Here is a 12,684-nt window from a genome sequence, read left to right as displayed (position 1 = left end):
CGATTTTGGATTAAAAGGCTTAGATCATATCAATAGGCAAACGTTGATGGAAATTATCGAAGACAGGCACGGAAAACGCTCCACCATTATGGCTTCCCAGCTTCCTATAGAGGCCTGGCATCAAACCATCGGGGAACAGACTATTGCGGACGCTATTTTAGATCGCCTGGTACATACCGCACACCGGATTAATATTAAGGGAGAATCTATGCGGAAAAAACTAAGAAATAAAAGCTAACTTTACACCAAGAATGAATCGATTTTAAACACTTCATTTACACTGCTCACTTTTATCCGTTTTAGGTGGCTCACTTTGTCCGTTCTTTCCATACCAAACGGAAATACACTTCTGGAAGGAACTACCTGGTATTATCATAACATCAGGCCTGAATTTTATTGGCGATTATGGAGCAATTACATCGTACATAAAATTCACAACCGGGTTTTAGAGCACATAAAGAAAAATGCAGAACACGAAACCAAATGAAGTTCATATTCCTAAAATACCCCCCGCTAGTGCGCGATTGTATCGCGTTCTCTCCCTTCTTGCCAGTTCCACAACCGTACCACAAAATTTAGTAGCTTTAACCTATGTGCAGCAGCTACAAGTTCCACCATCCGGAAGGCCTGTATTTTGTGAGCTTTGCTATAGTGGAGTGGCTGGACGTTTTTGCAAAACATAAAAGATTTGAAAAAACTGGATGAAGCCTTTTTTGCTTTTGGCCAGTTCTTGAATACGAAGAAGTATGTGACATTGCTACCGCGTATCCACGCCTTTTGATAATCACAAAACAGGAATTGTCTATATTTATATGTTACACAATTTGGGATAAAACATGGAGGAAAATAAAAGCCGGTTTAAGCTATCCAGAGCCAATTGGATTTTTGCTGGAATAGTCATCGGGATCTCTGCATTAATCTTTTTGAGAAACGATGGGATAAATGCTTACAGTCTCGGGCATCTTCTCGGTTCGATAGTAACGGTGGGGTTAATTCCTCTGATTTTCGCTTTTTTAGTCTGGCTAATTCGAAGGCGGAAAGCATATGCCGGAACATATACCTTCAATTTTGTACTGGTCCTTATGTGTTTTGGAATGATTAAAGAAATAGGGGCCATCCGTAAAGAAAAGACGGAAAGTATGAATAACATGACCAGGTCTCTATCAGAGTACAAAGAGAAAATCAGTAACGAAGAAGACGCGATTAGTGCTTATGAGGAATTCTCTTCTAATGTTGATGAAAGTCTTTCAAAATTAATTCAAAACAGCTCTGGCAATGAACAGGAAGTTTACAGGAAACTTCAAAAGTTTGTAACTCTGAACAAGGAACAGATGACCAACTGGGAAAAATCTTATGATTCTGTAATGACCCCAAGAATCCTGGACTTTTCTGTTTTAAATACACCAGAAGAATACAATTACCAAATTGCCGTAATAGAACATTATCAAAATCAGTCCGAAGTATATAAACAATACTTTACTAACCGAAAATCTTTGGTAAGCGAACTTTTTAAAAATATCCCTAAAGACAATCAAACACTAAAAGGGGTAGTTAAAGGAATTAATAAAAAGGATTCTATTCAAAGGCCAGTCTTTATTCCGCTTATGGATACCCACATTTCATACAGCCGGAATTTGATTGACCTCCTGGCGTTGTTAAAGGAATATGATGGGACATGGGAATATCAAAATGATGAACTGATTTTTGAGAATGAAAAGATGGAACAAAGGTATTTGGCAATAATTCAAAAGGTTGCAGAAAATGAAGATCAAATAAACGAACTAACTGACAAACTGATTGAGATGATGTAAAAAACCGATCTATAAAGTGTATGCTGAAGGCGCTGCGACTGTACATTAAAACAATACTGTGACCAAACCAAGCTTTGACATAAAAGTAAATCCTCACTACAAACTATACGTTTTTCAAAAGGACCAAATAATCTTTGAATCCGAATTGCGGAAAAACGGTATAAAATATTACGCAGATTTAAAGGAACAATCTTTTACCGATAGCGGAATCCGGTATTTCCTCTCTGTCTCTGATATGCAAAAAGTTGACCGGATATTAAAGAAAAACAGCATTGTTGCCAATACGGAGTCCCTTCTTATAGGAGATTTCAGGGACCGCAAGAAAATCCTGAAACTATTCGGTATAGTGATCGTCATAGTTACCGGGATTGTATTTCTGATTGTTCTGTTTGGGAAATGGTTTGGGTGATCTCATATGAGATAACGTATTAAACTTTGGCAAAAATTGGATAATTTGCCGGAAATTAACCGCCCGTGATAGCGTGGAATAAGTAATAAAGTCTAATGCATCCTTTTAAATCTTTTACAATAATATCGCTCCTCCTGCTTATGGCCTGTAATAAACAGCCAAAAGCTACGGACAAGGCCAATATGGAGTTCAGAGCCCCCGATTCTACCTATGCTATTCTCAACTATAAAAAAGACTGGCATTGGATATTTAAGGATGTACAACCTTCCACCTTATCCGAAACAGAACGCAGTGCAACGGAAAAAATAATACTCCGGGCCATCCGCGAAAACAACGAACGGCAAATAAAGGCCCTGGAGGGCCATAACCGGAAATACCCGGAACACCCGAGAACAGCAACTGGGTTTGAACTGCAAACAGAAGGATATAAACGACAATATGTACCGGTAATAAACCGGGAAGGACAAAAAATAGTTTGGATAAATTTCTTTTGTAACGATTGGATCGACGAGCGTTGGAAATCGGATATCGTGGATGTAGAAGATGGTGGAAACTGCTACTTCAGTCTGAAAGTAAACCTGGATACCGGGGCCTATTCGGAACTTTATATTAATGGGTATGCGTGATAAACAATAAATCTGCCCTTTACAGTTTTATTGTTTTCCATTTCTACATGAACAAAAATTTGACGTTTAAATTCGTCAGAACCGCTGGGGAATAATATGAATATGCCAGGGGAAAATAGAATTGTTTATATTTGAGGATGTTGATCTTGGCACTGAAACATTGGAAATCACTAAAAAAGACATTGAAAACCTAATCGGAGTGGAAAAGGAGGATACGTTCCTCCATCATCTCCGGACGGTTTTCCTACGTAACCTTCAACCTACCGGGGAGATTGGGAAACATCAAATTAAGATCTGGAGACAAAATACCTGGAACTCATCCTTCTACCCTATTTTCACCTTTAAACTCAATACAAATGATCATCTGGTTGACATTACCGATACACCAAATCCCGTAGGAAAATTGTTATTAGCCATTTTTATCATCGGATTCCCGGCTTTGATCTTTTCTGATGGTCTTATCGAATTTGGCCTGTTGGGGTATTGGTTCCCTGTACTGGTTATAGCCATCTTCTTAATGGTCGTGATTTACGCAGCACGCCAAATATATAACTATGAGAAGCAAAATCAGCTAGAGGAGATATTTGAACTTTTGGATATTGAAGTCGAAGAAAAAGGCCCGGAAAAAGAGTGGTCATTGAAAAATATATGTATTCGGATATGCGCATATCTTTTTTGCGCATTCCTGGTCTTTCTTAATGTTACATTAATTATATCCCAAAAGGGCTATATGCTTACACTGGGAACGGCGATTTTTGTAATCCCATACCTTTATACGGATATAAAAATATGGTCTAACAAATTAAAGCAGAAGCATTAAGCCCGCTACCGCCAGTTTGCAACTAGTGGCGGGCATAAGTACGTAATGCACCTTAGCACAAAAAGCTATGATTTAAGAGTGTAGTTTTTATATTTTTAGGACATGAGCGGAAACTACAACCCTGCCGACAGGCAAGGTTTTATAACAAGGCCGGTGTCGAGGAAAGTATGCCCTATTGTAGAAAGGAAAAGGAATGGAAGTGCAGGCCTGCTGTTGTGGCCACCAGTTGCAAACCGGCGGTAGCGAGGGGGTATGCAGAACTGATTAGAGCAGTTGGTCAAGCGAAAATGTGACCGGATACATTAGTTGGATATTGCCAAGCTATTAAGAATATATCGATTACAAAACGGATTGGCTTTTTGGTCGAATTTCTTAATATTACGGGTTTGCAGCCTTTATTGATTTTGCAAAAAAACAGGTAAACAATAAATATAACTTGTTTGATCCACAGGGATTGGACGAAGGAGAATTTGTAGCAGAATGACGATTAAGGTTAAACATCAATCCGGGAGGAATTGTTAGACATATCAAATAAATAATACTGAAAAAGAAAATAGAAAAAACGGTATTGGAATGAGTGAAAACAAAGGAAATATCATCATTTACAACACTCCGGACGGCAAAGCATCTATAGCGCTTTACGCGCAAGACGGCTCGGTGTGGATGAACCAAAGCCAACTGGCGGAACTTTTTGACACCTCCAAGCAAAACATTGGCCAGCACATTAAAAACATACTGGAAGACAACGAGTTAAATGGAGATTCAGTTGTAAAGAATTACTTTACAACTGCCTCAGACGGTAAGCAATACCAGGTTACATTCTATGCACTGGAAATGATACTGGCCATAGGTTTCAGGGTGAGAAGTAAAAGAGGAACTCAGTTCAGGCAGTGGGCCGGCCAAAACCTTAAAGAGTACATGATTAAGGGTTTTGTGATGGATGATGAGCGTCTGAAAAATCCGGATGGTCGCCCCGATTATTTTGATGAATTGCTGGAGCGTATTCGCGATATACGTGCTTCTGAAAAACGATTTTACCAGAAAGTACGGGACCTGTTTGCTCTTAGCAGTGATTATGACGCCACCGACAAAGCTACCCAAATGTTTTTTGCCGAAACGCAAAACAAGTTGCTGTATGCTGTTACCGGAAAAACAGCCGCCGAAATCGTAGTTTCAAGAGCAGATGCCTCCCAGCCCAATATGAACCTTACTTCCTGGAAAGGCAGTATTGTACGGAAACAGGACATATTTATAGCGAAAAATTACCTCAGTCATGATGAAATAGACATTCTCAACCGGCTGGTGGTACTGTTTTTGGAAAGTGCTGAACTTAGGGCTAAAAACCGAAAAGACATTACCATATGGTTCTGGCGGGAGAATGTAGACAGAATTCTGGAATTTCAGGACAAGAAAGTCTTACAGCATGCCGGTAGCATTTCTAATGCCTTGATGGAAAAACAAGTGAGGAAAATTTACGCCTTGTTTGATGAAAGACGAAAAGCGGATGAAGCGCAAAAGGCGGATGAAGCAGATCTGAAGGAACTCAACGGGCTGGAAGAAAAATTGAAAAAAGGGAAATGAAAAAATAGGATTCCTATAAAGATTCCGGCATTGAATGGATTGGGGAGATTCCGAGCCATGCTCTACGAAGTGTACTTAAAAAGCGATACGCAATATAATGAGAGTTTTAAATGATGTTGTCTGGTACTAAAATGAACATCCGCTGATTTTCATAACCCCCGCCCGGTAATGGCAAGATTAAAAAGACTACCTAACATTTATAAAACGTTAGTATGAGTTTGTTAAAAAATATTTTCCGAAAAAAGGAAGCCACCGTAAAAACATACCATGATTTCTGGAATTGGTTTGAAACAAATGAGCACATGTTCTATGATGTTGTAAAAAATGAGAAAAACATTGAGAAAAATTTCCTGAATAAGTTATCTGCCAGACTCGGTGAACTCAGAGACGGATGTTATTTCCTCACAGGAATGTACGACTCCGATAAAGCCGAATTGATAATAACACCTGACGGTCTGTAAATTAAACTCTGTCTGATTGTTCTCCCCTTCGGGGGGGCACCTGTAAGATGCAGAACATCCCCCCGCTAGTGCGCGATTGTATCGCGTTCTCTCCCTTCTTGCCAGTTCCACAACCGTACCACAAAATTTAGTAACTTTAACCTATACGCAGCAACTACAAGTTCCACCATCCGGAAGGCCTGTATTTTGTAAGTTTTGCCGTAGTGGAGTGGCTGGACGTTTTTAGCAGGAATGTGTATAAAAACCTATTGTTGGAAAGTTTGGCATTTTGCCAAAGAGAGAAAGGTATAGAAATAATAGCCTGGTGCATCATGACCAACCACGTGCATTTGGTCTTCAGGAGCATAAAGGGTCAACATCCGGCCTTGCTGTTGGGCGACTTTAAGCGGTTTACAAGCAAAGCCGTGGTAAAGGCCATACAGAATAACCCACGGAGAGCAGAAAAGAGTTTTTGTTGGAACAGTTTAAAAAAGCGGCGGAAAAATCGTCCAATGTAGACGGGCATCAGTTTTGGAGACATGACACAACAAGCCTATTGCATTGTGGAGCAACAAGGTTATACAGGAAAAGGTAAGCTATATCCATAACAATCCGGTGGAAGCGGGCTTGGTTTCCAAGCCACAGGATTATCTTTACAGCAGTGCGACGGACTATGCAGGAGGAAAAGGGCTGTTGGATCATATTATTGTTTTTCAGTATTTTGGTTAAAGAAAAAAACATAGATAGTTTAGGCCACACGATACCATCGTGCGGTAGCGGGGCGGTAGGTGGTGAAAGTGGAGGCGGTTGAAGGGATAGGAAAATAGCATTTAGTGGGTGATTTTGGATCCAGGATGAGCCTAAAACTTTTTAAACAGCCTCATTTTTACACTTTTCGTCAATAAAAAAGCCCAGAGAAAATCTGGGCATTTTTACTTTTTTAAAGTGCAGTACTATGGCAAATGCATAGCTGGGCACTGTAATTCTTAATGCAAAGATACAAAAATATAACTTATAGCTTATATTTTATAGATAATATTAGCAAAATTCATACCCTATTTTATTTTCAATAATCTCCTTAATTTCTTTATTTTGTTTGTGTTGAACGTATAATTCTTGTATGTCCTTTTCTAAATCCACTTTTCGGTTTGTCGAAATTCTTCCTAAAAAATATATAATAACTTGAATGGCTGTATTTAAAGAATGCCTGTTATTTCTGTTGATTTTAATAAGGGGAGTAGGTTTAACAGCCAGGGGGGTATTGGCATCATAAAGCAGTCCACTATGAGCACAGATATTTCTGATAAAAATAATAGTTCTGAAATAATTGATAAATACATCTACTTTCTTGATGCCATAGTATTGAATTATTTTCTTTTTTAAATCATTGTCTTTTAGGTTGTAAAAAATACTATAGATGCTACCAAAGGTCAAAAACTCCATAGTTTTCCATGCAGGAGCATAAATATCATTTATGTACTTATTATGATGTTCTTTTATTGGTTTATTGTTATCAATAAATTTTTGGTTATAAAATTTTGGAAAATCGTCAATGAATTTTGATTTCATTACTTTATGGTCTGAAAACCAGGTAGGGCTGTTTTTATAATGATTCGAAACCATATAGATGATTTGAGTTCTAATGTTAATTTCTATTCTATTTAAAGCCCTCATAAGTAAAAACCTTAAATCGACATCCAAGTAGTATAGATTGATTACTGTTGAAAAATTTGTGCCTCTTTTAAAGTTATGTTCATCATCAATTTCAAAAGGATTCCAATAAAAGCCAAGTCTATAATAGCCAATATCCAACAAGTGCTCTCTAACTTTTTGTTCTCCGCAATCTAATATTAACCCTCTGTCTGTGAGCAATTTTATCTGTTCATCAACTGTTGTAGCTACTTTTCCCATATTGTCCGACCGTATTTTAAACAATAACAAAGATAATTTATCCTTCCAATAAATAATTTTTTATAAAATTCCAACCATCCCAAAGACATGCATGCTTATGTTACCCGGTATAGACCCCACGCTGGTGAGCGATTGTATCGCGTTCTCTCCCTTCTTGCCAGTTCCACAACCGTACCACAAAATTGAGTAGCTTTAACCTATGAGCAGAAACTACAAATTCCACAATCCGGAAGGCCTGTATTTTGTAAGTTTTGCCGTAGTGGGGCATACAGGAAAAGGTAAGCTATGTTCCTAATAATCCGGTGGGAGCGGGCTTGGTTTTCAAACCACCTAACCTAAAGCATTATGAATTAATCTTAAAAGGAAAAACTCACTTTTAGAATGAATTGAGAAGGCCTCAAATTATAGGTACTCTGTACGTAAGATGTCCCGGAATTAAAAACATTAGTGAATTCTTTAGTATTGAGTACATTATACCAATTTGCTTCTATGTCTATTTTTTTATTTACTATAGTGTAACGATACAATAAGTGGAGAAAATAATTGCTACGGTTTTTTGGAGAAATATTATTATGGTAGAATTCAGAGTTTATACCTAAATATTGATTTTTTGCCGGGAATATGTTTAAGTCAATGTGATGTTCTTGATTTTTTATTTGGTCAAATGCTTGCCCCTCCCAGTTAGTATATATGAAAGAAAGACTATTTTTATATTCCGTGGTCAACCAATCAGTAATTTCGGTGTTAGTCTTCATCCCTATCCTGATGAATTGATTTCTCACCTCTGACAATACTCCATTTAATACTTGGTTTCTTTTTTGAAATGAGGTTGACGCTTCAGCAGAAATAGTTGTTTTAATTTCGCTAAAATATTTACTGCCCCTAAAATTCATATCGTGAATAGTAGTATAGTTGTCTTTAATCAATGTTTCTACAATAGTGGTTCCTCCCTCTTCATAAGTATAATCAAAAAGAAAATTATTTTTTACATGAGCAAAAGAATAGGAAGCATGGGCAAAAAGAGAGATTAAAGGGTTTCTGTATCGTAATAACATTCTGTAATTTTGTCTGAGGCGTTCCGCTATGGGGGAATTATATCGGCGTATGTTTCTGTAATTCGTCAAAATATATCCGTAATATAGTTGATCCATGCTTCCAAATTGGTTTTCAACACCTGCAGAAAATGTTGTTTTCCAAAAAGCTGTAAGATCATTGGTAAGAGAAAGTCTGGGGTTGAAGGTAAATCTGTTTATTTTCTGCTTTTCATCCAAAGGGGCATCCTTTGCGTGAAAAGATTGTAACTTGAAAGGCATTGAAAATCTCACCTTCCAAGATTTGTTCTTGTATTCTGTACTTAGAGATGCATACATTGAAGATTGATAAAAATCGAGATTGTTTTGGAAAGAATTAGCTAAAGCCTCTTGGTTGTCAACAGTATAAATCCTGCTATTTAAATTCTGGTTCCGTAGCAGAATGCCTACTTTTGGAGTAAAAGTAAATTTTTTATATCCCTTTATAATACTTACTGAATTGTGGGTATAAAAACCTCTTTCATATACATCTTGAGCAATACTGTCAAAAGCTATATGATTATTCAACAGATTTTCAAACTGCCCTGGAATCACTTCCAATTTCTGATTTGATTCAGTATAATTAAGAACTGAATTGAAGGTGACTAATTGTTTCCCTATTGGAATAATCCATTGCAGTTTATTATGTATCGATGAAAACGGAATTTTGGCCTCCTGTAATATATGGGAATCATTACCTTCAATAAAACCACGTTGTGCGTTCCAACGATGAGTCAGTTCCAAATCATTTTTCAGATATTCTTTCTTTGTGTTTTTGGTTAATGAAAATTTTCCTTGTAAGGAATTTAAAAACAAGTCATTACTCGTATTCTCAAGAATCTTTATCGTATCTCCAGGGATAAATATCCGGGTGAAAGTATTACCGGTTTGTTGTTGATAGTCATTCAGGTATGAAACATTCGTTTTTAGCTCTATATCTTTTTTTAAACGAGTCAGGTAATTGGTACCTAGCAAATGAATATTGTTATCCCGCCACAACCTTTCTGAAAATGAAGGAGTAGATAACTGCTGTATTCCTGTCCATTCTTTATGGACAGATCGATCTTCCCGGTCCTCCAAAATATCCTCAATAGTGAGTTCTTCCAACTGACGGGACACATCATTCCCTGTATTATTGGTTTGGTAAGAGGTAATCATCTGCTGCTTTTTGGTAAACAGCATAGGGGTAAGATTAATATCCCATAACAAAGGAGAAAAGCCTATCCCAGCCTGTGCCGTCCCGGTAACGGTAATGTTATTTTTGAGTTTGATGTTTAAAGAAGCTCGATCTGAAAAGACCAGACTATCCAAGATTTTTACGGGCTGGTGATTTTCCAATATTTGAATCCCGGAAACTGCATCGGCGGGGAGATTTTCATTTGCCAAATGATATTTTCCTCCCAATAAATCCAGACCTTCTATATAATACTTTTGAATAGGACTTCCTTGGTATAGAATTCTACCATTAGCTTCAACTTCTATGCCAGGGAGCTTTTTTAAAACATCACTTATTGACCTATCTTTCTGATCTTTAAAGGCATTGACTGCATAATGAATAGTATCTCCCTTTTGATGTATAGGTAGAGCCTTTACTTGAACTTCTTTGAGTTCTATATCCGTCTCTGAAAGCTCGAAATTCAAGATTTGATTTTGATTGGGGACAACTTTTTCCTCGGCTGCATACCCAAGATAAGATACCCTGATTTGTAAAGTATCTAAAGTGGAATTTATTTTTAGAGTATATTGCCCTTCATTATCTGTAATGGCATAAGACAAAACTGTGGTATTTTCTATTTCCGAAGCAGTAACATTCGCTGAAGACAAAAAGATACCATTTTGATCAGTAATTTCTCCATTAATAATGGTTTGTGAACTCCCTGTAATACAGAACAATATGTAAAAAAGAAAAGAACAATATCTTTTTATTATAGGCATATATGGAATTTTTCTTTAAAACCACAACTAATCTATTATTAACTCAATAGGATTGTTTTCTCTTTTAAATCGTTCTTTGACCTTTCGGTCCTGTTCCGGACCAGCAGAAAACCCCATTTCGGCATAGCCCTGTACCGGATTTTCTCTAAATTTACGATATGCCTTATAAACCTCCTTTTTAGATGTTTTAATAGTTTTTAACTCCGGTGAAATAAAATGGATATGAGTACTATTGTTAATCTTTTGGAGGCTGTTCAGAGTAAAAACATAATGATTTTCTATATCTGAAATTTTCACAATCAGCCCCGGTAATCCTGAAAATTTGTATGGGCCGTCGTTTATAGGAATTTCATTGGTGAACCAGGCTATATAATTTCTCCCTGCAAAATATCCCGTCGCTTTTTGACATTCGTAACCTGATATAGTTTCTTTATCCGATTGGATATTCCAATTTATTTTATCCATTTCTTCCTCATACAAAAAAAAATTCCCAGGAATCTTATCTACGATTGTTATTTTGCCTCGGGGATAATTTTTATAGATGCTATAATGAAATTTCGTTTTGGGGGAAGTCCGAATAACTTCTGACGCTTCCTTAAGAAAAACAGCCTTATTCCCTTTATTACTTTCTATTATAGCTTTCATGAGCGAGTCACTATACTTCTTGTTATAGCTCTCAAACTTTGAGACGTTCTTTTTTCCTATACTCAATACCATGAGTTCTTCTCTTATATTTTCGGCATTAGTGGAGTCTATCTGATATTGCAAAGTATAGGTGCATCGAATTCTTTCAGAGTCAAGAATTTCTTGGGAATAGGAATAGAAAGAAATCATAAATAAAAATAAAAACTGAAACTTACTCATATCAATATTTTTTAAAAGGAATAAAGCTACTTACTGAATGAAATTGTCAAAGCAAATAAATATTCTTCACTAATTCTACCCCGGTTTTAATGGAGGCCGGGGCAGAATTAATCAGAATTTTACTTAGACTAACAATCGCAATCGTCGCACATATAATCATCAAATTCCTGTATTCGTACAACAACTTCTACTTCAGACTCTTCCTCTTCAAAACAAATAGTTCCTGATCCCCCGCAAGAAAAATTATGGTTAACACAATCCCAATTATACTCCAATGAGTTTTCTTCCTTTGCAAAAGTTAGAACCGTGGCGAATACAAATGTCACCGATAAAAGTAAATTTTTCATAATACAATGAATTTTAAGTTAAATAAAATTGGTTAAAAAAAATGGAAATAATTTCCGTGAAAAGGTTACCAAAATATTAAAATAATACAACAAATACAAGAAAAATCTGTGTAGTTAAATCTTTTTTAACACATAATTTTGAAGAAATTTCGGTAAGGATACAAAAAAGTCCCTAATCAATTAATATAACTATGGGACTATAAATATTATGGTTTTCCTTTTCTATAATGGAGATTTTTTTTGCACCGAATACCTCTTTTGTATAAAACTGTAAAAAAGGAAAAAACAGAGGCAGTCACTTCCCCCCACTGGTGCACGATTGTATTGCGTTCTCTCCCCACTGGCGCTCGTTTGAGCAAAGCGGAAACGAGTGCCTATCGTTCCGGGCGTTTGCAACGCCAGGGAAAGGACTTGTTAAGACGGCTGGAAGAAAGCGCGAAGCATGGGGCAGGAAGCACGAAGTGTGAAGGATGGAGTGGGAAGTAGGGAGCATAAAGCAGGAAGTGAGGGTATTGGGGATTAAGTGTATTGTGGGGTCTGTGGAATATTTAGAAAGCACCTACTCTGCCGAGGGTGTAAACTGAACTCTGTCTGAATAGATTTAAATTATTAATTTTATTCAGATAGTAATTATGAGCAACGAAGCACAATCAGATTTAGAGAAAAAGATCCTTGAACAGTTTATGTCGGGGAAGAACCTCTTCGGGGAAGGCGGCGCCTTAGCCCCGATGTTAAAGAACGTGATCGAGAAGGCCCTGGAAGCAGAGATGGATGCCCATCTGGATGATCAGGAGCGTACCAAAGGCAATAAGCGCAATGGCAAGGGGAAAAAGACGCTTAAAAGCCGTTTTGGCAGTTTTGATATCGATA

Annotated in this window: 14 protein-coding genes; 10 read left to right on the top strand and 4 right to left on the bottom strand. The window is 37.1% G+C overall.

From position 1 onward, the window contains the following. The 9 genes from BT112_RS21180 to BT112_RS22160 all read left to right on the top strand — a co-directional run. Positions 1–238, top strand: a 238-nt coding sequence (locus tag BT112_RS21180) for an ATP-binding protein (RefSeq protein WP_175545857.1), incomplete at its 5' end; no start/stop codon positions are given. A 598-nt stretch (positions 239–836) separates the two neighbouring features. Then, entirely contained in the window at positions 837–1,811 is a 975-nt protein-coding gene (locus tag BT112_RS21175; RefSeq protein ID WP_072319450.1) for a hypothetical protein, read from the top strand. 235 nt (positions 1,812–2,046) lie between these two features. Next, a complete protein-coding gene (locus tag BT112_RS22025) occupies positions 2,047–2,220 on the top strand; it encodes a hypothetical protein (RefSeq protein WP_217652467.1) in 174 nt (57 codons plus the stop codon). 140 nt (positions 2,221–2,360) lie between these two features. Further along, complete coding sequence (locus tag BT112_RS21165) at positions 2,361–2,846, top strand: hypothetical protein (RefSeq protein ID WP_245777085.1); 486 nt, start codon at positions 2,361–2,363, stop codon at positions 2,844–2,846. A 160-nt stretch (positions 2,847–3,006) separates the two neighbouring features. Continuing rightward, positions 3,007–3,666 carry a hypothetical protein gene (locus BT112_RS21160; RefSeq protein ID WP_139276344.1) on the top strand — a complete coding sequence of 220 codons (660 nt, stop codon included), beginning with the start codon at positions 3,007–3,009 and terminating at the stop codon, positions 3,664–3,666. Between the two features lie 573 nt (positions 3,667–4,239). After that, on the top strand, positions 4,240–5,247 hold the full coding sequence (locus BT112_RS21155) for a virulence RhuM family protein (RefSeq protein WP_072319446.1): 1,008 nt from the start codon (positions 4,240–4,242) through the stop codon (positions 5,245–5,247). Positions 5,248–5,459: 212 nt separating this feature from the next. Then, the gene (locus BT112_RS21150; protein ID WP_072319445.1) at positions 5,460–5,708 is read left to right on the top strand and encodes a hypothetical protein; all 249 of its coding nucleotides are present in this window, start codon (positions 5,460–5,462) and stop codon (positions 5,706–5,708) included. Positions 5,709–5,911: 203 nt separating this feature from the next. Then, positions 5,912–6,205: a transposase gene (locus BT112_RS22165; RefSeq protein ID WP_317039621.1), complete on the top strand. Its 294-nt coding sequence runs from the start codon at positions 5,912–5,914 to the stop codon at positions 6,203–6,205. Between the two features lie 43 nt (positions 6,206–6,248). Further along, positions 6,249–6,416 carry a hypothetical protein gene (locus tag BT112_RS22160; protein ID WP_317039620.1) on the top strand — a complete coding sequence of 56 codons (168 nt, stop codon included), beginning with the start codon at positions 6,249–6,251 and terminating at the stop codon, positions 6,414–6,416. 309 nt (positions 6,417–6,725) lie between these two features. Here the strand turns inward: BT112_RS22160 and BT112_RS21140 are convergent, their stop codons facing one another. From BT112_RS21140 to BT112_RS21125, 4 genes are all read right to left on the bottom strand, one after another. After that, positions 6,726–7,598 carry an Abi family protein gene (locus BT112_RS21140; protein WP_072319444.1) on the bottom strand — a complete coding sequence of 291 codons (873 nt, stop codon included), beginning with the start codon at positions 7,596–7,598 and terminating at the stop codon, positions 6,726–6,728. Between the two features lie 356 nt (positions 7,599–7,954). Further along, complete coding sequence (locus BT112_RS21135) at positions 7,955–10,603, bottom strand: carboxypeptidase-like regulatory domain-containing protein (RefSeq protein ID WP_083565030.1); 2,649 nt, start codon at positions 10,601–10,603, stop codon at positions 7,955–7,957. 27 nt (positions 10,604–10,630) lie between these two features. After that, positions 10,631–11,467 (bottom strand): GLPGLI family protein, encoded by an 837-nt coding sequence (locus BT112_RS21130; RefSeq protein ID WP_072319443.1) that lies wholly within the window; start codon positions 11,465–11,467, stop codon positions 10,631–10,633. 128 nt (positions 11,468–11,595) lie between these two features. Then, positions 11,596–11,814 (bottom strand): hypothetical protein, encoded by a 219-nt coding sequence (locus tag BT112_RS21125; protein ID WP_072319442.1) that lies wholly within the window; start codon positions 11,812–11,814, stop codon positions 11,596–11,598. Positions 11,815–12,446: 632 nt separating this feature from the next. Between BT112_RS21125 and BT112_RS21120 the strand changes: the two genes are divergently transcribed. Next, the coding region (locus tag BT112_RS21120) for a transposase (protein WP_072319441.1) at positions 12,447–12,684 on the top strand (238 nt) is incomplete at its 3' end.

This window comes from Sinomicrobium oceani (assembly GCF_900119185.1).
Lineage (GTDB): Bacteria > Bacteroidota > Bacteroidia > Flavobacteriales > Flavobacteriaceae > Sinomicrobium > Sinomicrobium oceani.
Note: the sequence above shows the minus strand (reverse complement) of the source record. Positions and strands in the feature narration are given on the sequence as shown.